22 protein-coding genes are annotated in these 24,429 nt (G+C 71.4%); 18 read left to right on the plus strand and 4 right to left on the minus strand.

The window, feature by feature from the left end:
• Nucleotides 1-613 precede the first annotated feature (613 nt).
• Together OG439_RS48295 and OG439_RS48300 are read right to left on the minus strand one after the other, a co-directional pair.
• Entirely contained in the window at nucleotides 614-1,606 is a 993-nt protein-coding gene (locus tag OG439_RS48295) for an LLM class flavin-dependent oxidoreductase (protein ID WP_326947027.1), read from the minus strand.
• A gap of 8 nt (nucleotides 1,607-1,614) precedes the next feature.
• Nucleotides 1,615-3,003, minus strand: a complete 1,389-nt coding sequence (locus OG439_RS48300; RefSeq protein ID WP_326947028.1) for an FAD-dependent monooxygenase — start codon at nucleotides 3,001-3,003, stop codon at nucleotides 1,615-1,617.
• Between the two features lie 59 nt (nucleotides 3,004-3,062).
• Between OG439_RS48300 and OG439_RS48305 the strand changes: the two genes are divergently transcribed.
• The 3 genes from OG439_RS48305 (at nucleotide 3,063) to OG439_RS48315 (ending at nucleotide 7,542) form a co-directional block, all read left to right on the plus strand.
• Nucleotides 3,063-3,266, plus strand: coding sequence for a hypothetical protein (locus tag OG439_RS48305; protein ID WP_247062147.1), 204 nt, complete (start codon nucleotides 3,063-3,065; stop codon nucleotides 3,264-3,266).
• A gap of 7 nt (nucleotides 3,267-3,273) precedes the next feature.
• Nucleotides 3,274-3,714 carry a Clp protease N-terminal domain-containing protein gene (locus OG439_RS48310; protein ID WP_326947029.1) on the plus strand — a complete coding sequence of 147 codons (441 nt, stop codon included), beginning with the start codon at nucleotides 3,274-3,276 and terminating at the stop codon, nucleotides 3,712-3,714.
• Between the two features lie 72 nt (nucleotides 3,715-3,786).
• The gene (locus OG439_RS48315; RefSeq protein ID WP_442792269.1) at nucleotides 3,787-7,542 is read left to right on the plus strand and encodes an nSTAND1 domain-containing NTPase; all 3,756 of its coding nucleotides are present in this window, start codon (nucleotides 3,787-3,789) and stop codon (nucleotides 7,540-7,542) included.
• A gap of 409 nt (nucleotides 7,543-7,951) precedes the next feature.
• Here the strand turns inward: OG439_RS48315 and OG439_RS48320 are convergent, their stop codons facing one another.
• Nucleotides 7,952-10,069: a HelD family protein gene (locus tag OG439_RS48320; protein WP_326947030.1), complete on the minus strand. Its 2,118-nt coding sequence runs from the start codon at nucleotides 10,067-10,069 to the stop codon at nucleotides 7,952-7,954.
• Between the two features lie 123 nt (nucleotides 10,070-10,192).
• On the opposite strand from OG439_RS48320, the gene rsmD reads away from it, so the two are divergent.
• The 11 genes from rsmD (at nucleotide 10,193) to OG439_RS48375 (ending at nucleotide 18,830) form a co-directional block, all read left to right on the plus strand.
• Complete coding sequence (gene rsmD, locus OG439_RS48325) at nucleotides 10,193-10,753, plus strand: 16S rRNA (guanine(966)-N(2))-methyltransferase RsmD (RefSeq protein WP_326947031.1); 561 nt, start codon at nucleotides 10,193-10,195, stop codon at nucleotides 10,751-10,753.
• Between the two features lie 42 nt (nucleotides 10,754-10,795).
• Nucleotides 10,796-11,281 (plus strand): pantetheine-phosphate adenylyltransferase, encoded by a 486-nt coding sequence (gene coaD / locus OG439_RS48330; protein WP_326947032.1) that lies wholly within the window; start codon nucleotides 10,796-10,798, stop codon nucleotides 11,279-11,281.
• Between the two features lie 133 nt (nucleotides 11,282-11,414).
• On the plus strand, nucleotides 11,415-12,116 hold the full coding sequence (locus tag OG439_RS48335) for a ribonuclease domain-containing protein (protein WP_247062152.1): 702 nt from the start codon (nucleotides 11,415-11,417) through the stop codon (nucleotides 12,114-12,116).
• A 201-nt stretch (nucleotides 12,117-12,317) separates the two neighbouring features.
• Nucleotides 12,318-13,046 (plus strand): DivIVA domain-containing protein, encoded by a 729-nt coding sequence (locus OG439_RS48340; RefSeq protein WP_247062153.1) that lies wholly within the window; start codon nucleotides 12,318-12,320, stop codon nucleotides 13,044-13,046.
• Between the two features lie 77 nt (nucleotides 13,047-13,123).
• Nucleotides 13,124-13,732 carry a YceD family protein gene (locus OG439_RS48345; protein WP_326947033.1) on the plus strand — a complete coding sequence of 203 codons (609 nt, stop codon included), beginning with the start codon at nucleotides 13,124-13,126 and terminating at the stop codon, nucleotides 13,730-13,732.
• Nucleotides 13,733-13,802: 70 nt separating this feature from the next.
• Complete coding sequence (gene rpmF / locus OG439_RS48350) at nucleotides 13,803-13,985, plus strand: 50S ribosomal protein L32 (RefSeq protein WP_247062158.1); 183 nt, start codon at nucleotides 13,803-13,805, stop codon at nucleotides 13,983-13,985.
• Between the two features lie 13 nt (nucleotides 13,986-13,998).
• Nucleotides 13,999-14,748: a ribonuclease III gene (gene rnc / locus OG439_RS48355; protein ID WP_247062160.1), complete on the plus strand. Its 750-nt coding sequence runs from the start codon at nucleotides 13,999-14,001 to the stop codon at nucleotides 14,746-14,748.
• Nucleotides 14,749-14,888: 140 nt separating this feature from the next.
• On the plus strand, nucleotides 14,889-15,758 hold the full coding sequence (gene mutM, locus OG439_RS48360; RefSeq protein ID WP_247062162.1) for a bifunctional DNA-formamidopyrimidine glycosylase/DNA-(apurinic or apyrimidinic site) lyase: 870 nt from the start codon (nucleotides 14,889-14,891) through the stop codon (nucleotides 15,756-15,758).
• Between the two features lie 58 nt (nucleotides 15,759-15,816).
• The gene (locus OG439_RS48365) at nucleotides 15,817-16,248 is read left to right on the plus strand and encodes a helix-turn-helix domain-containing protein (RefSeq protein WP_326947034.1); all 432 of its coding nucleotides are present in this window, start codon (nucleotides 15,817-15,819) and stop codon (nucleotides 16,246-16,248) included.
• An 885-nt stretch (nucleotides 16,249-17,133) separates the two neighbouring features.
• Nucleotides 17,134-17,655, plus strand: a complete 522-nt coding sequence (locus OG439_RS48370) for a hypothetical protein (protein WP_326951809.1) — start codon at nucleotides 17,134-17,136, stop codon at nucleotides 17,653-17,655.
• The gene (locus OG439_RS48375) at nucleotides 17,652-18,830 is read left to right on the plus strand and encodes an MAB_1171c family putative transporter (protein WP_326947035.1); all 1,179 of its coding nucleotides are present in this window, start codon (nucleotides 17,652-17,654) and stop codon (nucleotides 18,828-18,830) included. The genes OG439_RS48370 and OG439_RS48375 overlap by 4 nt, the downstream gene beginning before the upstream one ends.
• A 779-nt stretch (nucleotides 18,831-19,609) precedes the next feature.
• Here the strand turns inward: OG439_RS48375 and OG439_RS48380 are convergent.
• Nucleotides 19,610-20,512: an SMP-30/gluconolactonase/LRE family protein gene (locus OG439_RS48380; RefSeq protein WP_326947036.1), complete on the minus strand. Its 903-nt coding sequence runs from the start codon at nucleotides 20,510-20,512 to the stop codon at nucleotides 19,610-19,612.
• Between the two features lie 78 nt (nucleotides 20,513-20,590).
• Between OG439_RS48380 and OG439_RS48385 the strand changes: the two genes are divergently transcribed.
• The 4 genes from OG439_RS48385 to OG439_RS48400 all read left to right on the plus strand — a co-directional run bounded on the left by OG439_RS48385 (nucleotide 20,591) and on the right by OG439_RS48400 (nucleotide 23,768).
• Nucleotides 20,591-21,025 carry an Lrp/AsnC family transcriptional regulator gene (locus tag OG439_RS48385; RefSeq protein ID WP_326947037.1) on the plus strand — a complete coding sequence of 145 codons (435 nt, stop codon included), beginning with the start codon at nucleotides 20,591-20,593 and terminating at the stop codon, nucleotides 21,023-21,025.
• 76 nt (nucleotides 21,026-21,101) lie between these two features.
• Nucleotides 21,102-21,425, plus strand: a complete 324-nt coding sequence (locus tag OG439_RS48390) for a PadR family transcriptional regulator (RefSeq protein WP_323331770.1) — start codon at nucleotides 21,102-21,104, stop codon at nucleotides 21,423-21,425.
• Complete coding sequence (locus OG439_RS48395; RefSeq protein WP_326947038.1) at nucleotides 21,422-22,678, plus strand: DUF1700 domain-containing protein; 1,257 nt, start codon at nucleotides 21,422-21,424, stop codon at nucleotides 22,676-22,678. The genes OG439_RS48390 and OG439_RS48395 overlap by 4 nt, the downstream gene beginning before the upstream one ends.
• Nucleotides 22,679-22,862: 184 nt before the next feature.
• Nucleotides 22,863-23,768, plus strand: a complete 906-nt coding sequence (locus tag OG439_RS48400) for an alpha/beta fold hydrolase (RefSeq protein ID WP_326951810.1) — start codon at nucleotides 22,863-22,865, stop codon at nucleotides 23,766-23,768.
• Nucleotides 23,769-24,429 lie beyond the last annotated feature (661 nt).

Below are 24,429 nucleotides of genomic sequence, written 5' to 3' on the forward strand. Positions count from 1 at the left end.
CAGTGTTTCGCGGGCACGACGAATACACCCGAGGTGAGCAAATGAACTGGTCCGAACGGGCTATCTCATGTCGGCCATTCACGGTCTCGGGGGTCACCGTGCCGTTTCCTACTGGTCGGTACGCTAACCACGGCCCTGCTGGGAGACAAGAACTTGAGCATGATCACGCGGTCACGGCCTGGTAACCGCGCATTTCTTGTCGATTACTGACAAACGGCCCGGATCTTGTTGTCAACCGAGGAAAGGAAATTACGGCTCCGGGCGCACGCACTGTTCACCCCTGCACAGTCCGGCCCATTCCCGGCACGCACGTCTACCCGAATGGACGACACATCAACCCTGCCGGAAGATTGCCCGGCAGGGTAGGTGCAAGAGAGCCGCCCGTCCAGCCACGCGACCCGACCCTTCCGGTACGCGTGTTCGCCGGAGATGTCCGGAACGCCGGCCCGCGTGATCGCAAAGCCGACACGCGTGATCAGGAGGTCGACACGCGTGATCCTGGGGTCGACACGGTGGTGCGGGCGATGCCGCGCCGTGTCGACCCTTCAATCACGTGAGTCGGCTCCTCAATCACGCGTGTCGACCCTCGGATCACGCGTCCGCCGGAAGCCCGTCAGGACTTGAGGCCGGCGATCAGCTCGTAGGACCGGACGCGGTCCGCGTGGCCGTGGACCATCGTCGTGATCATCAGCTCGTCGGCGTCCGTGTCGTCGAGGAGCTGCTGGAGTCCCTTGTGGACCGTCTCCGGCGAGCCGATGATGCTCGAGCCGAAGCGGTCGGCGAGGAACGCGCGGTCCATCTCGGTGTACGGGTACTCCGCCGCCTCCTCGGGCGTCGGCATGGCGATCGGCCGGCCGCGGCGCAGGCTGAGGAACGTCAGGCCCGACGGCCCGGCCAGGAACTGGGCACGCTCGTCGGTCTCGGCGGCGATCACGGACGTCCCGAGCATCACGTACGGCTCGTCGAGCGCGCCGGGCCGGAAGTTGTCGCGGTAGAGCTGCACCGCCGGGATCGTGTTCTCCGCGGCGAAGTGGTGCGCGAAGGAGAACGGCAGCCCGAGCCGGCCGGCGAGCTGCGCGCTGAAGCCGCTCGAACCCAGCAGCCAGACCGGCGGCTGGTTGCCCTCGGCGACGGCGGCGTTGACCCCGCGGGCCTCCGAGTGGGTGAAGTAGCCGATCAGCTCCTGCAGGTGCTCCGGGAAGTTCTCCGCCGACAGCCCGCCCGGCCCGCGCAGCGCGAGCGCCGTCCGCTGGTCGGTGCCCGGCGCGCGGCCGATGCCCAGGTCGATGCGGCCCGGGTGGAACGCCTCCAGCGTGCCGAACTGCTCGGCGACGACCAGCGGCGCGTGGTTGGGCAGCATGACCCCGCCGGAGCCGACGCGGATGCGCTCGGTCGCGTCGGCGACGTGCCCGATCAGCACCGCCGTCGCCGAGCTGGCGATGCCGGGCATGTTGTGGTGCTCGGCCAGCCAGTAGCGGTTGAAGCCCAGTCGCTCGGTGGCGCGGGCGAGGTCGAGGGTGTTGCGCAACGTCTCCCCGATGCTGATCCCCTCGGACACCGGGGACAGATCGAGCACGGACAGCGGCACATCAGGCAGTGAGCTCACAACCGGGGTCAACGCCCCGGTGTCCCGATAACTTCCCGCAACGCCGCCGGATCGCCGCCGCTCCACGCCACGACGCCGTCCGGACGCACGAGAAGCGCGTCCTCCGTCGCCTCCGGGCAGGTGGCTGTGACGATCTTCACGCGCGATCCGGCGGCTTCCCGCAGGTCGGCGCGGTCCGCGAAGTCGAACAGCACGGTCCGGGCGGCCCGCATGATCTCGGCCACCCGAGTCGTCTCGCCGCCGACGGTCAGCGCCAGATCGGCGACGTACGGCAGGTCGTCGGCGTCCCGCAGCAGCCCGGCGAGGTGCCGCGTCGGCTCCTCGAACGCGGCCAGCTCGCCGAAGAGCGTCCGCAGCGCGTCGCCGTCCTCGCCGATCAGCCGTTCGAGCAGGGCCTGGACGCGCGTCTGGGTCAACGTCCGCGCGGCCACCGGACGGCGTTCGGAACCGTAGCTGTCGAGCAGATCGTCACCGGCTTCGCCGCGGACGACGGCGGCGAGCTTCCAGCCGAGGTTGACCGCGTCCAGCAGCCCGACGTTCAGCGACGAGCCGCCGGCCGGGAAGAGGTGCGCGGCGTCGCCGGCCAGCAGGAACCGCCCGGCCCGGTAGCGCTCGGCGAGCCGAGCCTGGCTGACCGTCCGCGACAGCCACAGCGGCTCACCCAGCGGCAGGTCGGCGCCGAGCACGCGCCGGACGCTCTCCCGGAATTCGTCGAGGGTCGGCTCGCCGGACGGCTCCGGCGTCACCTCCCGGACGCCGACGATCACCACACCCGGCGTCAGCGACGTCACCAGCACCCGCCCGGCCGGACGGCGGTTCCAGCCCCGGCGCAGGCCGTGAGCCGTGGTGAAGAGGTCGAACGGCTGGTCCGTCCGGAAGTGCCCGAACCGCAGCAGCTCGTCGTCGGTCGTGCCGGGGAACCCGATGCCGGCCAGCGTGCGGACGCGGCTGTGCGCGCCGTCGCAGCCGACGACGTACTGCGCGGCCGGCCGGTACTCGCCGTCCGGGCCGCGAACCGTATCGACGTCCACGAGTTCGTGCCCGCGCCGGATCTCGACGCCGAGTTCGACGGCGCGTTCGGCGAGCAGCGCCTCCATTCGCGGCTGTTGCAGCATCAGCCCACGCAGCGGCGGACTGGCGAGCTTCGTGAAGTCCAGCGGCACCGGCCCGAACGGGAACCCGGGGAACGGCCCGGCGAACGCCGCTTCGGCCGCGAATCTCTCGAACAGCCCCCGGTGGTCCAGCTGCTCGACGATCCGGCCGCCGAGCCCGTTCGCCCGCGGCCGCTCGTCCGGCGTCGCCCGCCGGTCGAGGACCACGGCCGTGACCCCGCCGAGGCGTAGCTCCGCCGCCAGCATCAGGCCCACCGGGCCCGCTCCGATCACCGCTACATCCATGACGTCTCTCCTCTTGTCAGTTTGAACTGACGTCTGGTGTCAGGCTAGACTGACATGCCATGGAGGCGGAAGAGCTTTCGGGCCGGGTTTCCGAAACCGACCCCGCGGTCGCGCTGCGGGCCGTCGGCGCGCTGCACCGGCTCGCCGAGCAGGTCGAGACGGCGGCGGTCGCGCACGCCCGGGACCGCGGCTGGTCGTGGGAGCAGATCGGCGACGCCCTGGGCGTGGCCCGGCAGTCGGTGCACACGAAGCACGGGAAGTGAGGGCCGGATGATCGCCAAGAGCCCGTTCGCGTCGGTCGTCGCGGAGGCCCTCGAAGAGTCCCGCCGCCGCGGCGACCGCCGGCTCGGCACCGAACACCTGCTGCTCGGCCTGCTCCACAACGCCGACTGCGCGCGGGCCCTCGGCGTCGACCTGGCCGCGGCCCACGCCGCCCTCGACCGCCTGGACCGCGAAGCCCTGACGGCCCTGGGCATCGACGTCGAAAGCCTCCGCCCGGCACCCGCACCCCGGCGGCGCGCGAAGCTGACGCCGGGAGCGCTGACGTCGAACGCCCGGGCGGTGGTCAACGAGGCGATCCGCGGCGTGCCGCGGCGCCGGGATCCGGTGGAGCTGCTGCGGGCGCTGTTGTCGGTGACCCCGCCGGATCCGGCCGCGGACCTGTTCGCCGCGCTCGGCGTCGACCAGCAGGAAGTCCGGCGCCGATTGTGAAATCCGCCTTTTCCCTCTGAGGCATGTCCGACCGGATACCGTGTGGCGCACCGGAACCGCAAAGGAGGACGGGTGCCGCGTCCGGAGCGACCGCTGGATCCCGGGGACGACCTGCTCACCGACTTCGCCGCCGATCTCCGGCGATTGCGCGAAAGTGCCGGGAATCCCACCTACCGCGAGCTCGGCCGGCGCGCGCACTACTCGGCCGGCACGCTCTCCGAGGCCGCCGGCGGGCGGAAACTCCCCAGCCTGGCCGTGACTCTGGCCTACGTCCGCGCCTGCGGCGGCACCCCCGGCGACTGGGAAAAGCGCTGGCACGAGGTCGCGGACGACCGGAGCGGCGCCGATTCACCGGCCGAGCCGGAAGCCGGGGAATCGCCGCCGTACGTCGGCCTGGCCGCATTCGGAGCCGCCGACGCGAGCCGGTTCTTCGGCCGGGAACGACTGGTCGAAAAGCTCACGACACGCCTTTCGAGACAGCGTTTTCTCGCCGTCCTCGGCGCGTCCGGCTCGGGCAAGTCCTCGCTGCTGCGCGCCGGTCTCGTCCCCGCCGTCCGCGGCCACGTCGTGCTGCTCACCCCGGGCGCCCGGCCGCTGCAGGAGTGCGCCGTCAAGTTCGCCGCCGCGCTCGGTGTCGCCCCCGGCGCGCTGCTCGACGACTTCACCGCCCACCCGCGCAACCTCGGCCTCGCCGCACGGCAGCTGGCCGACGGCGGTGACGAAGACGTCGTCCTGGTCGTCGACCAGTTCGAAGAGGTCTTCACGCTCTGCCAGGACGCCGGCGAGCGCGCCGCGTTCCTCGCCGCGCTGGTCACCGCGACCACCGAACCCGGCAGCCGGACCCGGGTCGTGCTCGGCATCCGCACCGACTTCTACACCCACTGCGCGCGTCACGCGGACCTCGCCGAAGCCATGCAGGACGCGCAGGTCCTCCTCGGCCCGATGACGACCGAAGAGCTGCGGCAGGCGATCTCGCGCCCCGCCGTCGACGCCGGCTACCGCGTCGAGAACGCGCTCGTCTCGCGGCTCGTCGCGGACGCCACCGGCCAGCCCGGCGTGCTGCCGCTGCTCTCGCACGCGCTGCTCGAGACGTGGCGACGCCGTCGCGGCACCACCCTCACCCTGGCCGGTTACGAGTCCACCGGCGGCATCGAACGGGCCGTCGCGCAGACGTCCGAAGGCACGTTCGCCACGCTCTCCGCGCGCCAGCAACGCTTGGCGCGGCAGATCTTCCTCCGGATGACCGCGCTCGGCGAGGGCACCGAGGACACCAAGCGCCGGCTCAGCCGCGACGAGCTCGACACCGAGGACGACGACACCGCCGTCGTCCTCGCCGAACTGGCCGCGGCCCGGCTGGTCACCCTCGACGACACCGGCATCGACATCGCGCACGAGGCCCTCATCCGGGGCTGGCCGCGGCTGCGCGAATGGCTCACCGAAGACCGCGAAGGCCTGCGTGTGCACCGCCAGCTCACCGAGGCGACCGACGCCTGGGAGTCCGTCGAGCGCGACCCCGGCTGGCTCTACCGCGGCACCCGGCTCGCGATCGCGCGGGAATGGGCCGCGCGCCAGGACTCCGTGCTGTCCCAGCGGGAACGGCGGTTCCTCGACGCCAGCCTCGCCGTCGAGCACGCCGAGCAGCAGCGGGAACGCCGACGCACACGGCGGCTGCGCCAGCTGGTCGCGCTCCTGGCCGTGCTGCTGGTCTTCGCCGTCGGCGCGACGGCCTACGCGGTGCGCGCCGAGTCCACCGCCACCGGCCAGCGCAACAGCGCGCTCGCCCAGAAGGTCGCCGGCCAGGCGCTGGCCATGCGCGCCACCAACCCCGCGCTCGCCGCGCAGCTCGCGCTCGCCGCGTACCGCCTCGACCCGGCCGCCGACGCGCGCGGTGCCGTCCTCGGCGTGTTCGCGACGCCGTATTCGACGCGGCTCACCGGGCACACCGGCCGGATCAACACCGTCGCCCTGCGCCCGGACGGGCAGGTGCTGGCCACCGCGAGCTGGGACGGCACGGCCCGGCTGTGGGACGTCCACGACCCGCACCACCCGGCGCCGCTCGCCACGCTGAGCGGGCACACCGGCAACGTCAACAACGTCGCCTTCGCCGCCGACGGCCGGACCGTCGCCACCGCGGGCTTCGACGGCACCGTCCGGGTCTGGGACGTCACCGATCCGCACCGGCCCGGGCCCGGCGTCGTCGTGGAACGCCACGATGGCAAGGCGTACGCGGTCGCGTTCAGCCCCGCCGGTCCGCTGCTGGCCACCGGCGACGTCGACGGCACGCTCCGGCTGTACGACACCGCGAGCCTCAAGCAGGTGGGGGAGCTGACGGGGCACACGTCGTACGTCAACAACCTGGCCTTCAGCGCCGACGGCAAGCTGCTCGCCTCGGCGTCGGCGGACAAGACGGCGCGGCTCTGGGACGTCGCCGGCCGCCGCCCGCTCGGCGTCGCGACCGGGCACACCGACGTCGTGCACTCGGTGGCCTTCAGCCCTGACGGCAACACGCTCGCGACGGCGAGCGCCGACCAGAGCGCGCGGCTGTGGGATGTCACGGACCCGGCCCGGCCGGCGCAGCTTTCGGCGCTCCTCGCGCACAAGGCGATCGTGCGGTCGGTCGCGTTCACCCCCGACGGGCGCACCCTCGCGACCACCGGGTTCGACCGCACGGCGCGGCTGTGGGATGTCGCCGACCCGCGGCGGCCGCGCGAGCTGGCGCCGCTGCCGGGGCACACCGGCGCCGTCGGCTCGGCGGTGTTCAGCCGGGACGGCCGCACCCTCGCCACGGCCAGCGACGACCAGACCGCCCGGCTCTGGGACCTGCCGGGCCCCGCCGTCCCCGCGCACTCGGACAAGGCGTGCGACGTGGACTTCGGCCCCGGCGGCCTGCTCGTCACCGGCGGCTACGACAAGACGGTGCGGCTGCGCGACCTGGGCACGTTGCGCCCGCTGGCCACGATCGGCGGCTTCGGCGACGCGGTCTGCGGCGTCGCGGTCAGCCCCGACGGCCGGACGCTGGCCACCGGCAGCTGGGACCACACGATGACGCTGCGGGACATCACCGACCCGGCGAAACCCGGGCCGCCGGTGGTGTTTTCGCGGCCGGGTGACGACATCGACGCGGTCGCGTTCAGCCCGGACGGCCGGCTGCTGGCCACCGCGGGCGAAGGGCACACGGCCCGGCTTTGGGACCTCGCCGACCGCGCGCACCCGGTCGAGATCGCCCGGCTCGAGGGCCACGCCGACGACGTTCACACCCTCGCCTTCAGCCCCGACGGCCGGACCCTGGCCACCGCGGGCTGGGACCACACGGCGCGGCTGTGGGACATCTCGGCGCCACATGCGCCGAAGCCGCTGACCAAGCTCGAAGGGCACACGGACACGATCTTCTCGATCGCCTTCAGCCCCGACGGCAAGCGCGTCGCCACGGCGAGCGCCGACCGCACGGTCCGGTTGTGGGACGTCGCACCCGCTCGCCCGGCAGCGGTGCTGACCGGGCACACCGACATCGTGATGGGGGTGTCGTTCAGCGGCGACGGCCACACCCTCGCCTCCGGCGGCTACGACCGCACGATCCGGTTGTGGGACGTCGACACGGCGGCGCCGCGCGCGGTCCTGCCGGAGGAACGCGACCGCGTCTACGCCGTGCGGTACGCCCCGGACGGTCACACGCTCGCCGCAGCCATCGCGGACGGCACGGTCCGGGTGCAGGAAACGGATCCCGATCGCGCGGCCGAGCGGATCTGCGCGATCGCGGCCCCGCGCATCACACAGGACGAGTGGACGGCGAGCCTGCCGGGCCTGGACTACGCCCCGCCGTGCACCTGAACGGCGTAACGACATTGTTCGGCGTTGTTGTTCGGTAGCCGCTCGCGGACACCGAACAACCCGGATCGACTAGACATGCCCTCGGACGGCCGCGTCCCACGAACGTTTCGCTCACCGGGGGTCTGAAGGGCTCCTTCAAGGGCACGGGAAATTGCCTCCCGCCCCTCGAAGGAGCCCTTCAGCGTTTCTCGCGCAAAGCAGGTTCAGCCCGCCAGGATCCCACGTGAAAGCGAGTCACGCCCCGGATCACGCGAGTTCCGCCCGTGATCACGCGAGTCACGCCTCGGATCACGCGAGTTCCGGCCCGGATCACGTGAGTCCCGCTTCAGGCCACGCGAGCCATTCCCGCCCTCGCCGTGTCCGCTCGGGCACGACGTCGCCGCTCCCCGGGAGCGCCAGACCGAGCGGCTCAGCCCGCCGGGATCCAGTCGGGGTTCGAGGCCAGCACCGTCAGCTGCTGCGTCGCGCGGGTCAGCGCCACGTACAGCACCCGGCGTCCGGTCGTCGACTCCGTGACCAGGTCGATCGGCTCGACCAGGACCACCGCGTCGTACTCCAGGCCCTTCGAATCCAGGCTGCCCACGACCTTCAGCCGCTCGTCCGCCTGGTCCGACAGCCAGCCCGCGACCTCCGGGACGCGGTCCATCGCCGTGATCACGCCGACCGTGCCCTCGACCGCGCCCAGCAGCTCCTTCACCGCCGCCTGGGTCGCCGACGCGAGGCCGGCCGGCTCGACCGGGCGGACGTCCGGCTCGACGCCCGTCTTGCGGACCGCCACCGGCAGCTCGCCCGCTTCCGCGTGGCCGGTCACCACCTTGGCCGCCAGGTCGAAGATCTCGGCCGAGTTCCGGTAGTTCGTGCGCAGCGTGAACCGCCGCCGGGTCGTCTTGACCCCGAACGCCTGGTCGCGGGCCTGCGCCGCCTCCGCCGGGTCCGGCCAGGAGCTCTGCACCGGGTCGCCGACGACCGTCCAGCTCGCGTACTTCCCGCGCCGCCCGACCATCCGCCACTGCATCGGCGACAGGTCCTGCGACTCGTCGACGACGACGTGCGAGTACTCGTCGTAGTGCTCGGGCCGGGTGGTGCCGCCCCCGCCGCGCTCGACCTCGCCCTCGACCACCTGACGGCGCTTGCGCTTCGGCGGCGGCCCGAGCAGCACCCGCAGCTCGTCGAGCAGCGCGACGTCCGCGATCGACCAGCCCCGCGAGCGGTCCGCGAGGTCCGCGGCCAGCAGCGAGATCTCCGGCCGGTTCAGCACGCCCTTCGACGCCGCCGCCAGCCGCTTCTCCTCGCCCAGCCACTTCAGGATCTGCGCCGGGTACAGCACCGGCCACCACACGACCAGGAAGCGGTGGAACTCGATCCGCTCGCCGAGGTCGGAGACCAGGTCGGCCCGCTCGAACGGCTTGCCGTCGGCCTTCGCGTACCCCTCGGCCTTCGTCGCCAGCGCGTCCAGCAGCATCTCCGCCGCCCGGATCCGCGACCGGTTCGGCGGCGCGCCCTGTGTGTGGGCCTTGCGACGCACCTTCTCCAGCTCGCGCGCGTCCAGCTTGAGGACCTCGCCGCGGTAGACGATCCGCATCTCCTCCGGCGCGTCCGGCGGCGTGTCGCGCAGCGCGCGCAGCAGCACCCGCCGCATCCGCAGCGAGCCCTTGATCGCGGCCAGCGGCGCCGCGTCCTGCCGCGTCGCCTCCAGGCCGTCGAGGACCTCGCCGAGCGCGCGGAGCTCGACGTTCGTCTCACCCATCGAGGGGAGGACGCGCGAGATGTAGCTGGTGAACACCCCGGACGGCCCGATCACGAGCACGCCGGCCCCGCCGAGCTGACGGCGGTGGCGGTAGAGCAGGTAGGCGGCGCGGTGCAGGGCGACGGCGGTCTTGCCGGTGCCCGGCCCGCCGGTGATCTCCGTGACGCCGCGCCACGGCGCCCGGATGACCTCGTCCTGCTCCTTCTGGATGGTCGCGACGATGTCGCGCATCTTCTCGCCGCGCGAGCGCCCCAGCGCGGCCATCAGCGCGCCCTCGCCGACGATCTGCATGTCCTCGGGCACGGCGTCGGCCATCAGCACGTCGTCGTCGACGTCCAGCACGTTCTGCCCGGAGCAGCGGATCACCCGCCGGCGCACGACGTCCATCGGCTCTTCGGCGGTGGCCTGGTAGAACGCCGCCGCGGCCGGGGCGCGCCAGTCCGTGACGAGGTTGTCGAACTCGGCGTCGCGGATGCCGAGCCGGCCGACGTAGACGCGTTCGTTGTCCTCGCGCAGGTCGAGCCGGCCGAAGACCAGGCCCTCGTACTCGGCGTCGAGCGACTGCAGCGTCTGGTTGGCGTGGTACACCATCATGTCGCGCTCGAACAGCATCGACGCCTGCTCGAAGATCGCCTCGCGCTGCGCGCCCTGGCCGAGCTCGTAGCCCTTGGTGCGCATCGCCTCGGCCTGGGTCCGCAGTTCGTCCAGACGGGTGTAGACGTGATCGACGTGGGCTTGTTCGATGGCGATCTCGGCCCGTCTGACCCGAGGTTCCGACACGCATGGCTCCTTGACAGCTCTGGATCGCCTCCGAGGGCGAAGAACGACTCTACGCGTTGCGTCCGGCGGGTTCACCAATGTCCCGGCCATCCGTGCTCCGTGTCATCCCCGCACAATCAGGGGGTGACCAGGATCGTGGCCGGAACGGCGGGCGGACGGCGGCTGAAGGTGCCCCCGAAGGGCACCCGGCCGACGTCGGAACGCGTGCGGGAGGCCCTGTTCAACGCCCTCGGGACGGCCGGCGAGCTGGACGGCGCGCACGTGCTCGACCTCTACGCGGGCTCCGGCGCGCTCGGCCTGGAGGCGCTTTCCCGCGGCGCCGCGGGCGCGCTGTTCGTCGAGTCCGACCGGCGCGCCGTCGACGTCCTGCGCGGCAACGTCGCGACGGTGGGCCTGGGCGGCACGGTCCGCGCGGGCCAGGTCGAGGCGGTGGTCGCCGCGCCGGCGCCGCGGGCCTACGACCTGGTGCTCGCCGACCCGCCCTACGCCGTGGACGCCGCGGCCCTCGGCAAGGTCCTCGCGGCGCTGGCCGAGGGCGGCTGGCTCGGCGAGAGCGCGCTGGTCGTCGTCGAACGCGCCGCGCGTGACGGCGAACCGGACTGGCCGGCCGGTTTCGAGCCTTCGCGCGCGAAGAAGTACGGCGACACCGCGGTGTACTGGGCGGAATTCGCGGCTGTGGTGTGAACCACCCCGCGTGGAGCGCGCGGGCACGGTAGCGTCCGCGCCATGCGGCGTGCGGTCTGTCCCGGTTCCTACGATCCGGCCACCAACGGGCACCTCGACATCATCGAGCGGGCGAGCAGGCTGTTCGACGAGGTCGTCGTCGCGGTGGGGGTGAACAAGAGCAAGAAGGGCCTCTTCGAACTCGGAGAGCGCCTGGAGATGCTGCGCGAGATCACCTCGAAGCTGCCGAACGTGCGGATCGACTCGTGGGAAGGCCTGCTGGTCGACTACTGCCGCGACAACGACATCGCGGCGATCGCCAAGGGCCTGCGCTCGGTCAGCGACTTCGACTACGAGCTGCAGATGGCGCAGATGAACCGCGAGCTCACCGGCGTCGAGACGCTGCTGATGGCGAACAACCCGGCGTACGGGTTCGTGTCCAGCTCGCTGGTCAAGGAGGTCGCGGCCCTCGGCGGTGACATCGAGCACCTGGTGCCCGACATCGTCTACGAGCGGCTGTCGGCGAAGTTCCCCGCGCTCGGCCGCTGACGCTCCACAAGAGAGCCCCGCGCGTCCGGTTCCCGTCGATCGGCCCCCTACGAACGTCGGGACTTCGGGCCGACAGCGGCGGAGTTCACATTCCCGTCTTCTGACGATCACTCGATCGGGTTACGGTCCGAAAATGACCAACTCCCGATCTCGCCTGGTCGCGGTTGTCTTCGCGCTCCTGGCCACGCTGTTCACCGGGGTCACCGCCGCCGAAGCGGTCACCAGCGCACCCGCCGTCGCGGCGCAGAACCAGTGCGGCAACCTCGCCGGGTTCACGCACAAGGCGCTCTCGTCGCTGCCCGCCGAGGCCACGACGACCTACAACCTCATCAAGAAGGGCGGGCCGTTCCCCTACCCGCAGAACGACGGCGTCGTGTTCGACAACCGGGAGGGCATCCTGCCGTCCTGCGCGACGAGCTACTACCACGAGTACACGGTGCCGACCCCGGGCGCGAGCAACCGCGGCACGCGCCGCATCGTGACCGGCAGCGGCGGCGAGTACTTCTACACCGGCGACCACTACGCCACCTTCCAGGTCGTCGACATCGGCGGTGGCGGCACGCCGTCGCAGTGCGGCAACCTCTCCGGCCTGGCGAAGATCGGCTACTCGCAGCTCTCGGCGGCCGCGAAGACCGTGGTGGACAACGTCCGCGGCGGCGCGTCCACCGGCACGACCTACGAGAACCGCGAAGGCGTGCTCCCGGCCTGCGCGGCGGGCTACTACAAGCTGTTCGCCGTCGGCACGAACGACCGCGTGATCTCCGGCAAGGCCGGCGAGCTGGCCTACACCCCCGACCGCTACGTCACCTTCAAGGCCGTCGACCTGAACTCCTGAACGCGGTGACTCCCTCGTCCGTGGCCATTCGGGACACGGACGGGGGAGACCCGGCGCGACCCGCGACCAGCTCGTGAAGGTGATCACCGATCCGGCGTTCACCCGGTCGTGGAACGCGGACACGCCCGGCGCCGTGCGCCTTCACCGCTTCGGCGCCGGATGAGGGCAGACTGGTCCCAGCGACAGGGGATTGGAGTTGCCGTGTACCGGGTTTTCGAGGCGCTCGACGAGCTCGTCACCATCGTCGAGGAGGCGCGCGGCGTCCCGATGACGTCCAGCTGCGTGGTGCCCCGCGGCGACGTCCTCGAACTCCTGGACGACGTCCGCGACGCACTGCCGGCGGAGGTCGACGACGCCCAGGACGTGCTGGACAAGCGTGACGACCTGATCCACGCCGCCCGCAAGGAGGCAGGCGAGACGGTCGCGGGGGCGAACTCCGAGGCCGAGCGCGCGATCGCCGAGGCCACCGACGAGGCCGAGCGCATCCTGGCCGACGCCCGGGCCCGCGCGGAGCAGATGCTCGCCGACGCGCACGACCAGGCCGACCGCACGGTCGCGGCGGGCCAGGCCGAGTACCAGAACCTCACCGACCGCTCCCGCGGCGAGTCGGAGCGGATGATCCAGGCCGGCCGCGACGCCTACGACCGCGCCATCGAAGACGGCCGCCTCGAGCAGTCCCGGCTGGTCGCGCAGACGGAGGTCGTCCAGGCGGCGCACGCCGAGTCGGCCCGCATCGTCGACGAGGCGCACGCGGAAGCGGACCGCCAGCGCGGCGACTGCGACGCGTACGTCGACGGCAAGCTCGCGGAGTTCTCGGAGCTGCTGGCGACGACGCTGCGCACCGTCGACTCGGGCCGCAACCACCTGCGTTCCCCGGCGAACCTGCCCAACAGCGGCGGCCGCCCGACGCTCTACGACTATCAGGTGTGACGAGCCTCTCGGCCGCTTTCCGACGTGCGTGGGTGCCAGCTCGAACGGGCCGGCACCCCGTGCGTACTCTGGACTGGATGTCCGAGAACAAGACCCCCCAGCTCGATGGCCGCAGCCCGTGGGTGATCGACACCCGTGAGCTCGGCCGTCACGCCGGTCTCAGCCGCGCTCTGCAGCGCAGCGTGCCGGTGGAGACGCCCCTGGGCGTCCCCGATGTCATCACCATCGACGCCGGCTCCGAGCTCCGGCTCGACCTGCTGCTCGAGTCCGTCGTCGAAGGTGTGCTCGTCAGCGGCACCGCGACGGCGACCGCGAAGGGCAACTGCGCGCGTTGCCTCGACCCGGTCGTCGAGGAGGTCGAGGTCGAGGTCCAGGAGCTGTTCGCCTACCCGGGGTCGGTCACCGAGGAGACCACCGACGAGGACGAGATCCCGCGGCTGGTCGACGACCGCATCGACCTCGAGCCGACCGTCCGCGACGCCGTCGTCTTGGCGCTGCCCTTGGCGCCGCTGTGCACCGAAGACTGCGCCGGGCTCTGCATCGGCTGCGGCGTCAAGTGGGCCGATCTCGAGCCCGGACACGGGCATGAGAAGATAGACCCTCGGTGGGCCGCACTGGTCGAGCGCTTCGACGAGAATGCGGGCGAAAAGCCTGCGCAGGACCCCGCTGAGCAAGAGCAAGCCTGACGAGCGTCCAGCTCGTCGGTGAGGAAAGTTCGCTCGCACCGCGAGCAGACCGTCTTAAGGAGATCTACTCGTGGCCGTCCCGAAGCGGAAGATGTCGCGATCCAACACGCGCGCCCGCCGCAGCCAGTGGAAGGCGGCTCCGGTTCAGCTGGTGCCCTGCTCCAACCGCGCCTGCAAGCAGCCGAAGCTCCAGCACATCGCGTGCCCGTCGTGCGGCCAGCACAACGGCCGCCAGGTCGTCGAGCCCGCCTGATCGGGTAGCCGATATGGGGGGCAAGACGCCCGGGGGACCACCAGCCGATTCGGCGGCGTTGCTCGAAGCGCTCGGAGTCACACTCGGCCCCGAGCTACTCGTTCTGTCGCTGACCCACCGTTCGTACGCGTACGAAAACGGGGGCCTGCCGCCGAACGAGCGGCTGGAGTTCCTCGGTGACGCCGTGCTCGGCCTGGTCGTCACCGATCACCTGTACAACACACACCCCGACCTGCCCGAAGGTCAGCTCGCGAAGCTCCGTGCCAGCGTCGTCAACATGCACGCGCTGGCCCGGGTCGCGCGCGGGCTGGGCGAGGGCGGGCTCGGGGCGCACCTGTTGCTGGGCAAGGGCGAAGAGCTCACCGGCGGCCGGGACAAGGCGAGCATCCTCGCCGACGGCTTGGAGGCGGTGATCGGTGCCGTCTACCTCGCGCACGGCATCGAGATCGCCCGCAAGCTCGTGCACCACCTCTTCGACGGGCTGCTCGCCGAAGCTCCGCTGCGCGGTGCCGGTCTCGACTGGAAGACCAGCCTGCAGGAGCTGACGGCGTCGGCCGGTCTCGGTGTGCCCGAGTACCGCGTCGAGGACACGGGCCCGGACCACCGCAAGGAGTTCACGGCCACCGTCCTCATCGGCGGCCGTCCCCTCGGCACGGGTTCGGGTTCGACGAAGAAGGAAGCCGAGCAGAAGGCCGCCGAGACGGCTTGGCGTTCGCTGTCGGCCGAGCTCGAGGCCGAGAAGAAGGACACCGGGGACGCCTGAAGCTCGCGTTCCCCTGATCCGCCTGTAGCCCAGAGGCGTTCGTGGCCGGCCGCCACGAATCCTCCGGGAGACAGGCGGATTTCTTTTGCCTCGGCACCGCCCCTGCGAAAAGTGTCGTACCCCCCGGGCACAATGACGTCATGCCCGAACTTCCCGAGGTCGAAGTCGTCCGCGTGGGCCTGCAAGCGCACGTCGCCGGCCGGACGGTGCGCGAGGCCGAGGTCCTGCACCCGCGGGCGATCCGCCGGCACGTGCCGGGTGCGGACGACTTCACCCGGCGGCTCAAAGGCGTCCGCGTCGAAGCCGCGCGGCGGCGGGGCAAGTACCTGTGGCTGGAACTGTCCGACAAGGAAGCCGTTGTCGCCCACCTCGGGATGAGCGGGCAGATGCTCGTCCAGCCCGAAGACGCGCCGGACGAGAAGCACCTGCGCGTCCGGCTGCGCTTCGACGACGACGGTCCGGAACTGCGTTTCGTCGACCAGCGAACGTTCGGCGGCCTGGTGCTCGACGACCTGACCGACATCGGCGAGCGCGTGCTGCTGCCCGGCACGATCGCGCACATCGCGCGCGACCCGATGGACCCGGCGTTCGACCTCGACACGGCCGTCAAGGCCCTGCGGTCCCGCCGCACCGAGATCAAGCGCGCTTTGCTGGACCAGACCCTGGTTTCGGGCATCGGCAACATCTACGCCGACGAAGCCCTGTGGCGCGCGAAGCTGCACTGGGCGCGGCCGACGGAGAAGCTCACCGTCGCGAAGTGCCGCGAGCTGCTGTCCGCGGCGTCGGACGTGATGAACGCGGCCCTGGGCCAGGGCGGCACCTCGTTCGACGCGCTGTACGTCAACGTCAACGGGCAGTCGGGTTACTTCGACCGTTCGCTCGACGCGTACGGCCAGGAGGGCCTGCCGTGCCACCGCTGCGGCTCGCCGATCCGGCGGGAGCCGTTCATGAACCGGTCGTCGTTCTCGTGCCCGCGGTGCCAGCCCCGGCCGAGGGCGAACTCGCGTTGATAAAAGGTGTTCGCCTTTCAGCTAGGATGAATACGCCTGGTAGCTGAGGGAGTGCAACGTGGTCAAGGAGCCCGGCAAGTCGACGCTGGCCGACAAGGTCGACCAGCTGTTCCACGTGGTCCGCAGGTCTGATCGCGAGCCGTACAGCAACGAGGAGGTCGCGACGGCCTGCCGCGAGGCCACGGGCGAAAGCTTCTCGACGACCTACCTGTGGCAGCTGCGCACCGGTCGGCGCACCAACCCGACCAAACGTCACCTGGAAGCCCTGGCCCAGTTCTTCGGAGTCCCCCCGGCCTACTTCTTCGACGACGAGCAGAGCCGCAAGATAGCCGACGAGCTGGCCCTACTGGGCGCCCTACGCGACGCGGGCGTCCGCGACCTGGCCCTGCGAGCGGTGACACTGTCAGCGGACGGCCTGGACACGATCAGCGACATGATCGACGCAATAGCCCGCCGAGAAGCAAGTCGCGCCCCGAAGAAGGAGAACTGACCCACCGCGCGACCCACACTTCGACGTCGCGACGGAAGCACCCCAAGCTTCGCCTTGGGAACAAGCCGCCGGGCGCACTTCGGGTGTGGTGATGCGTCGCTGCCTTAAGCAGCGAACTCCAGGCGTCGCTACCCGGGCGGAGCAGGAGAACCACTACGTCACCCCTCGGGGCCGCGTGGGTATAGATCGGGCGTTGTGTAGGAGATCTGACGCAGCGCCAACTCGGCCGCGGACCACTCGAGGCGACGCGAGAAGCCACTGCGTCTTCGTTCAAGGCTGCGCAGGCACCCGTCGGCGGGTTGCGTCGGGGGGCGGATGCGGGATCAGCTCGGCCGCGGACCACTTGAGGCGTCGTGAGGGAGAGCCGACACGTCATCGCTCGAGGCTGCGTCGGGGTGTTGTGTCGGGGAGCTGGCGCGGTGTCAGCTCGGCGGCGGATCACTTAAGGCGTCGTGAGGGAGTGCCGATGCGTCGTTGTTCGGGCTGTGTGGATGCGTCGGGCGAGGCGTTGCGCGGGAGTGCCACTGCGTCATGGCTCGGGGCCGCACGCACACTTCGGGCGTTGTGTCAGTGATCTGACGTGGCGTCGACTCGGCCTCGGACCGCTTGAGGCGTCGCGAGGGAGAGCCAACGCGTCATCGCTCGGAGCCGCGCGGACACACTTCGGGCCTCGCGGTGAGGTGAGAACTGACGTGGTGGCCCCGAGGCGCCCGTTGTCGCGGTAGGTTCGCGGGGTCGGCATGGCGGTGCGGACGAAAACCGGATCCCGGAGCGGGCTCTCGCCATCGCCTGCCGCGACGAATCCGGCCGTGGCGGCGTGATGCGAGGAGGGCTGACGTGGCGGAACGACCATCGCGGCTCTCCGCGCGGCGACCGGGCCGCGCGTTGTGGCGGCGGGCCCGTGAGGTCGCCGACGCCGTCAGCCTTCCGGAACCGTTCGATGCCGAGGCGTTCGTCGCCGGCCTGGCCGCCGTGCGTGGGCGCCCGATCGAGCTGATGCCGGTCAGCGCCCCCGAAGGCGCGCCGTGCGGGCTGCTGATGAGCACCGAACGCGCCGACTACATCCTCTACCCGACCAACACGACCGCCCTGCACCGGCGGCACATCCTGCTGCACGAGGTCGGGCACCTGCTGTGCGGGCACACGGGTTCCGGCGCCGGCGCCGACGGCGCGGCCATCGACGCCGCCGCGGGCCGGCAGCTGATGCCGAACCTCTCGCCCGAGCTGGTCCGGCGGGTCCTGGGCCGCACCACCTACACCGAGGTCGAGGAGCGCGAGGCGGAACTGGTCGCGACGTTGCTCGCCCAGCGCGTCGTGCGGCCCGAAGAACCGCGCGAACCGGCGGCCGACGTCCCGGACGGCGTCCGACGTTTCGATTCGCTGTTCGGCCCCCGCCGTACGCCGTGATCGAGACGCTGGCCTATCACCTGTGCCTGGTGGGATTCGCCGGGTTCGGGTACAAGCTTGTCGAGGCGCGTCGCAGCCAGCCGGTGCGCACCATGTGGTTCCTCGCCGGGTTCGGCATCTGCATCGCCGCCGGGATCGTCGTGCTGACCCCGGCGATGGAGGCGCTAGTCGGCCAGGGCCCGGTGTTCGACTGGGTCGCGCCACTGGTGGGTGACGAGCTGAAGTTCGCCGCGATCGGCTTCGCGGTCGCCTTCAGCCAGTCGGTGTGGCGCGGCGAAGGCGCCCGGCTCGCCCCGCACGCGCTGTTCACCGGCGCGGCGATGGTGCTGCTCGCGGTGTGTTACGCGCTGTCGGGGCCGGAACGCGACGGCGACGACATGGTCGTTTCCCAAGCCGGTCTGCCGTTCGCGCTCGCCAACCAGGGCGTGTTCCTGGCCTACGGCCTGATCAGCCTCGGCCTGCTGATCACGGTGTTCGTCCGCAGCGCGTGGCACGCGGAGCCAGGCCCGCTGCGCGCCGGGCTCTGGCTGCTGGTGGGCGGGGTGGGCGCCGCGTTCGCCTGGACGTTCTGGGACGTCGACGACGTCCGCCAGCTGCTCCGGACCGCGAGGATCGGCGCCCGCGAGGACGTACTGTCCTCGGTCCTCGCGGCGACGACGGTCAGCTTCCTCACCGCCGGAGCGACGCTGAGCGCGTGGTCACCGGCGGTGTCATCGGTGCTGGGCCGGGTGCGCGCGTACCGGGCGTACCGCCGCATCGAGCCACTGTGGACGGCCTTGCACGCGGCCGTCCCGGGCATCGCGCTCAACCCGGGCCACGAGCTGACGAGCGGCCCCGAGTTCGCGCTGTACCGCAGGGTCATCGAAATCCGCGACGGCCACCTGGCCCTACGCGCCCACTTCGACCCACAGCTCCCGGCCCGAGCGGAGGAGGAAGCCCGCCGCGCAGGAGTCCCCGAAGCCGACATCGCGGCAACGGTGGAAGCAGTCACCCTGGCAGCGGCGATCGAGGCAGAGCGCAAAGGCCACAAGTTCGCCCCGGCCGACGAGGAGCCAAAGCACATCGCCGACGTGGACGCAGACGTCCAAGCTGAAGCGGCCTGGCTCGTCCGGGTGAGCCGAGCCTGGCGCCGCAACGCCCTGCTGAACGAGGTCCGGACAGCAGCACTCAGCTGACCCGCTACCTGTCGCCCGTTGGCTCCGGTCGCGGGTTCCAACCGAACCCGCTTCGGGTCGCGGCACTCAGCTGACTCCGCCTCGTGTCGCCCAGTGGCCCGAGTCGCCGGTTCCAGCCGAACTCGGTTCGGACAGCGGCACTCAGCTGTCCCGCTGCCTGTCGCTCGCCGGTTTCGGTAGCTGCTTCCGACCGGACCACGTTCGGGTCGCAGTGCTCAACTGACCCCGCCGTGTGTCACTCGCCGGTTCCAGCCGCTGGCTCCAACCGGACCCGGTTCGGGCTGCGGTACTCGGCTGACTTCGCCTCGTGTCGCCTACTGGCTCGAGTTGCCGGTTCCAACCGAACGAGGTTCGGGCCGCGGTGCTTCGCTGGCCCTCGCCAGCCAGCTCCGTGCGCCGGTTCCGGCCGAACCCGGTCCGAGCCGCAGCACTCAGCTGACCTGCCGCTCGTCGGCTCCAGCCACGCCAGCTCCCGCCGAACCCGGTCCGGCTCGCGCCGCTCAGCCGGCCCGCCTCCTGTCGGCTCCAGCCACGTCGGCCTCCGCTGAACCAGGTTCGGTCAGCCGCGCTCAACTGACCCCACCACGCGCGGTGTCGACTCGGTCTCAGCTACGGGTGCCGCCGAACGAGGTTCGGGCTGGTGCGCGCTCAGCCGCCCGCCCGCGGGTGTCGGCTTCGGCCCTGGTTATGGGGTGCTGCCGAACCCAACTCCGAACCGCAGCGTTCACGTGCTGCTCCGGCCGCGCCTGCCGCCACCGAGCCAGGACAGCCGCCGGGATTTACGGGTAGCGGGCGCCGTTCACCGTCACCCGCAGCGTATACAGCGAGCTCGACGCGGTGATGAACAGTTCGTTCCTCCTCTCGCCGCCGAACGTGAAGTTCGAGCAGACTTCCGGCATCCGGAGCTTGCCGATGCGGGTGCCGTCCGGGGCGAAGCAGTGCAGGCCGTCGTGCGCCGCCGTCCAGACGTTGCCCTCGCTGTCGACCCGTACGCCGTCGAAGCCGCCGCTGTCGCAGGTTCCGAAGATCTCGCCGCCGGTCAGCGTGCCGTCGGCGCGGACGTCGAACACCCTGATGTGGCTGGGTTCCTGGCGCGTGTCGGCGATGTACAGCAGCGACTCGTCGGCCGAGAACGCGAGCCCGTTCGGCCGGGAGAAGTCGTCGGCGACGATGCGCACCTCGCCGTCCGCCGGGTCGACGCGGTACACGTGGCACGCGCCGATCTCGCTCTCCGCGCGGTAGCCCTCGTAGTCGCTGTCGATGCCGTAACTCGGGTCGGTGAACCAGATCGAGCCGTCGGAGTGCTCGACGACGTCGTTGGGGCTGTTCAGTTTCTTCCCCTGAAAGTGTGACGCGAGCACGGCGACCGACCCGTCGTGTTCGGTGCGCGTCACCCGCCGGGGACCTTGCTCGCAGCTGATCAGCCTGCCTTGCCGGTCGACCGTGTGCCCGTTCGCGTAGCCCGACGGCTGCCGGAAGACGCCGACCTGGCCCGTCGTCTCGTCCCAGCGCAGCGTGCGGTCGTTCGGGATGTCGCTGAACACCAGGTAACGCCCGGCCGGGAAGTACGCCGGTCCCTCGGTCCAGCGGCAGCCGGTGTGCAGGCGCTGCATCCACTCGTCGCCGTTGACGGGTGTGAACCGCTCGTCGAGCACCTGGAAATCCGCCTTGACCAGATCCATCTCTCACCTCCCGAGTCCGAATGTCATCCTGCTTCGATCATCGTACACCGAACCTGGTATGGTCAAGAGGTGGATGACGTGGATCGGAAATTGCTGGCGGAACTCCAGCGGGACGCGGCTCAGGTGTACACCGCGCTCGGGCGCGCGGTCGGGCTCTCGGCCGGCGCGGCCCACGAGCGCGTGCGCAAGCTGCGCGAACAGGGCGTGATCCGGCGGACCACCGTGGAGGTCGACCCGGCCACGGTCGGCCGCGGGGTCGCGGCGTTCGTCCTCGTCGAAGCCAACGCCTGGATGGGGGACAGCTCGGTGAAGGCCGCCCTCGAGGCGCTGCCCGAGGTCATCGAGGCACACGTCGTCGCGGGTCCGGCGTCGCTGCTGGTGAAGGTGCGGACGGCGTCGACCGAGGAACTGCAGGCGGCGCTGCAACGGCTGTTCACGATCGACGGCGTCACCGGGACGCAGACGATCGTCGTGCTGGAGTCCTTCTTCGAGCGGCCGGTCGACCCCGGTTGACCTCGCGGCGCCCCTCCGCCGTGCACACTACTGCGCAATGCGTGGTACCTTCCTAAGCGTACGACTGGAGGGTGCAGTGGAGATCAGTCAGCTGCTCAAGGGTGTGCTCGACCTCGCTGTCCTCGCGGTGCTCCGCGAGGAAGACGGTTACGGGTACGACGTCCTGCGAAGACTCAGGGCGTCGGGCCTCGAAGAGGTGGGGGACGCGTCGGTGTACGGGACGTTGCGCAGGCTCTACAAGGCCGGCCTGCTCACCTCGTACGTGGTGCCCAGTGAAGAGGGGCCGCACCGCAAGTACTACAGCCTGAACGAGCCGGGCCGGCTCCGCCTGGCGGAGTCGGGCAAGACCTGGCACAGCTTCGCTTCGACGATGAACGTGCTTTTGGGAGAGGCAGCATGAGCGACAAGCCGACCGCCGTGCGGGTGTATCTGGCGCGGGTCCGGACCGCGCTCGCCGACCTGCCCGCGAGCGAGATCGAAGAAATCCTCGAAGACGTCCGCCCGCACCTGACGGAACTGGAAGCCGAGCTGGGGGAGGGCGCGCGCGTCGAGGCCCTCATCGAACGGCTCGGCACGCCCGAGAGCTACGCGGCCGAACTGCGGGCGTCCGGCGGTTATCCGCCGGCCGCGGAGGGGGCGACGACCGTGCTGACCGCGGCGCCGGCGTCACCGAGCCGGGTGAAGCCGCGGATCGCGTTGTGGGGGCTCATCCTCTGCGCGGTGGCGCTCGCCCTGCTGGCCTTCGGCGCCGCCGTCAGCGTCAATCCCGACGTCCTCGCCGGCCTGCTGGTGGTGGCCCCGGTGTTCCTGATCAGCCTGGTACTGCTGCTGCGTGGCGGCGTCGAACCGGTGCTGGCACTGCCGGAGCTCGCCTGGCTGCGCGGCTCGCTGACGAAGGTGCGCGAGCAGGAGGACGGCGGGAAGTTCCTGGGCTACCTCGGTTCGCTCAAGCCGGCGTGGTGGGTGCTGTGCGCCCTCGCGCTGCTCGCCTTCGGGGTGCTGCTCATGCTGCGCGACCGGGACGCGGTGCTGCTCCTGCCGTTCCTGCTCCTCGCGGGCGTCGCGATCGTGTGGGCCGGGCCGCGGGTGCGGGCCGACCGGCGGCTGCTGTGGGTGGCCGTGCCGGTGTCGGCGTTCGTCATCGGCGGGTCACTGGGCGGGTTCGGTGCCGCGGTCGACCTCATCTCGAACCGCAACGTCTACCAGAGCGCGTCGTCGTACTACCCGTCGTCGTCCGACCCGTACGGCAACGACCAGCTGTCCTACGGCGGTCAGTCGATCGGCAACGTCTACGCCTTCGACGCCGAGGGCAAGCCGCTGACCGAGGTCTACCTCTACGACGAGGAGGGCCGGCCGATCACGCTGACCCGCTACGCCTGTGAACGCTCGTCCGGCACCAAGGAGAAGATCGGGTCGGACAACCGGTTCCCGCGGCCGCGGATCCAGCAGGGCGTCACCGACGACCAGGGCAACTTCGACGGTTACAACGGTTACCGCTCAGCCTGCCGCGAAGACCCGAACGTGCCGTTCAGCGCGGCGATCCCGAAGGTGACGACGCCACCCACGGCGTCGCCTACGACGCCACCTTCACCCAGTGCTCCCTCGTCGACGTCGGCGCCCACGGCGCCATCCACGACGACGCCGACGAGGTAGGGGGGACGAACGCCAGGAGCGGAGGTCGGGGCCGCTCCTGGCGTTCACCCGATCCGAACCTGCCCGAAACGTGCCGCGAACGCCGGCGTGGTGATCTGGGTGGGTGCCGGCACTCACGGGGATCGGGGCGGACACCTTCGCCCCACGGATACGGGTGGTCCACGGGTACGAGCGCGCGTACCGGATGGCCGGGCGCGGGCCGGCCCTGCTGTTCCTGCACGGCATCGGCGACGACTCGTCGACCTGGCTGGACCTGCTGGCCTCGCTGTCCGGCGACTACACGGTGATCGCGCCGGACCTGCTCGGCCACGGCGCGTCGGCCAAGCCGCGCGCGGACTACTCGGTCGCCGCCTACGCGTGCGGCATGCGGGACCTGCTGACGACTTTGGACATCGACCGCGTGACGGTGGTCGGGCACTCGCTCGGCGGCGGTGTCGCGATGCAGTTCGCGTACCAGTTCCCGGAGCGCTGCGAACGGCTGATGCTGGTGGGCTCGGGTGGGGTCGGCGCGAGCGTCCACCCGCTGCTGCGCCTGGCGGCGGCGCCCGGCGCGGGGCTGGTGATGCCGTTGCTGGGCACCAAGCCGGCGCTGGCCGCGATGCGCGGGTTCGCCGAGCTGCTGCGGATCTCCGAAGGCCTCGGGCTCGGCCCGGACCTCGACTACGTGCTGACGCGCTACGTCCGCCTGCTCCAGCCGAGCAGCCGCACGGCGTTCCTGCGGACGCTCCGCTCGGTCGTCGACTGGCGCGGCCAGGTCGTCAACATGCTCGACCGGTGCTACCTGACCGAGGGAATCCCGACGCTGCTGGTGTGGGGCACGGACGACGTCGTCGTGCCGAGCGGCCACGCGCTGCGCGCCCACCAGGCGATGCCGGGCAGCAAGCTGGTGCTGTTCGAGGGCGCCGGGCACTTCCCGCACCGCTCCGACCCGAAGCGGTTCCTGGAGATCCTGCGCGAGTTCCTGACGACGACCCCGGCGGCGCACCACGACCGTTCCCGCTGGGGTGACCTGCTGCGCTCGGGCCGCCCGGCGGACCTGCCGGACCCGGAGGACGCCCCCGGCACCCCGACGGTCTCGTCGGGCACCTGAGCAGCCCCCGTTTCCACGCTACCGGCGGGCACCGACAGTCCCGGGTGGCCGCGGTCGGGCCCCGGCGGTTCGGTGACGTTTGCGTCCGGAAGTCGCCATTGGCGCGTGCCCGCGGTTTGGGGCTGGAAGTCGCTGGGCGAGCGTGCACGACCCGCGGACCGCGGAGCTGATGGGCGCACCGCTGGCGCGCGTGCCGCCGCTGGGGTCCGGAAGTGACCGTTGGTGCGAGACCGCCGCCTGAGACTGGAAGTCGCTGGGCGAGTGCGCACGACCCGCGGGGCATGGAGCTGATGGGCGCACCGCTGGCGCGCGTGCCGCCGCTGGGGTCCGGAAGTCTGGCGCGAGTCCGCCGCCTGGGGCCGGAGTCGCTGGGCGAGCGCGCATGACCCGCGGCCGCGGAGCTGATGGGCGCGCCGCTGGGGGCCGGAATCCACCGTTGGCGCGAGCCCGCCGACGCGCTCAGCGGCCGTTCAACGGGGTGCGAACGGTCGAACGCGGCACCAGCCGACGACGGCGCGCAGGTGGGGGCCGGGTGAGCTGATCGAGCACCCCCTGAATTCCCACGTTACCGGTGGGCACCGACAGTTCCGCGCGGAAGCGACCCCGGGGACGCGCCGAAAGTCACCTGCCGAGGGAACGCCGAAGGCCAACCCGAGCGGGG

Origin of the sequence: Amycolatopsis sp. NBC_01307, from assembly GCF_035975215.1 — a bacterium.
Classification (GTDB): Bacteria; Actinomycetota; Actinomycetes; order Mycobacteriales; family Pseudonocardiaceae; genus Amycolatopsis.

What these genes read in the sequence shown, in the direction of transcription:
- OG439_RS48300 (WP_326947028.1), bottom strand. Translation starts at nt 3,003, where the DNA reads ATGGATGTAGCGGTGATCGGAGCGGGCCCGGTGGGCCTGATGCTGGCG.
- OG439_RS48305 (WP_247062147.1), top strand. Translation starts at nt 3,063, where the DNA reads ATGGAGGCGGAAGAGCTTTCGGGCCGGGTTTCCGAAACCGACCCCGCG.
- OG439_RS48310 (WP_326947029.1), top strand. Translation starts at nt 3,274, where the DNA reads ATGATCGCCAAGAGCCCGTTCGCGTCGGTCGTCGCGGAGGCCCTCGAA.
- coaD (WP_326947032.1), top strand. Translation starts at nt 10,796, where the DNA reads ATGCGGCGTGCGGTCTGTCCCGGTTCCTACGATCCGGCCACCAACGGG.
- OG439_RS48335 (WP_247062152.1), top strand. Translation starts at nt 11,415, where the DNA reads ATGACCAACTCCCGATCTCGCCTGGTCGCGGTTGTCTTCGCGCTCCTG.
- OG439_RS48345 (WP_326947033.1), top strand. Translation starts at nt 13,124, where the DNA reads ATGTCCGAGAACAAGACCCCCCAGCTCGATGGCCGCAGCCCGTGGGTG.
- rnc (WP_247062160.1), top strand. Translation starts at nt 13,999, where the DNA reads ATGGGGGGCAAGACGCCCGGGGGACCACCAGCCGATTCGGCGGCGTTG.
- mutM (WP_247062162.1), top strand. Translation starts at nt 14,889, where the DNA reads ATGCCCGAACTTCCCGAGGTCGAAGTCGTCCGCGTGGGCCTGCAAGCG.
- OG439_RS48380 (WP_326947036.1), bottom strand. Translation starts at nt 20,512, where the DNA reads ATGGATCTGGTCAAGGCGGATTTCCAGGTGCTCGACGAGCGGTTCACA.
- OG439_RS48395 (WP_326947038.1), top strand. Translation starts at nt 21,422, where the DNA reads ATGAGCGACAAGCCGACCGCCGTGCGGGTGTATCTGGCGCGGGTCCGG.
- OG439_RS48400 (WP_326951810.1), top strand. Translation starts at nt 22,863, where the DNA reads ATGGCCGGGCGCGGGCCGGCCCTGCTGTTCCTGCACGGCATCGGCGAC.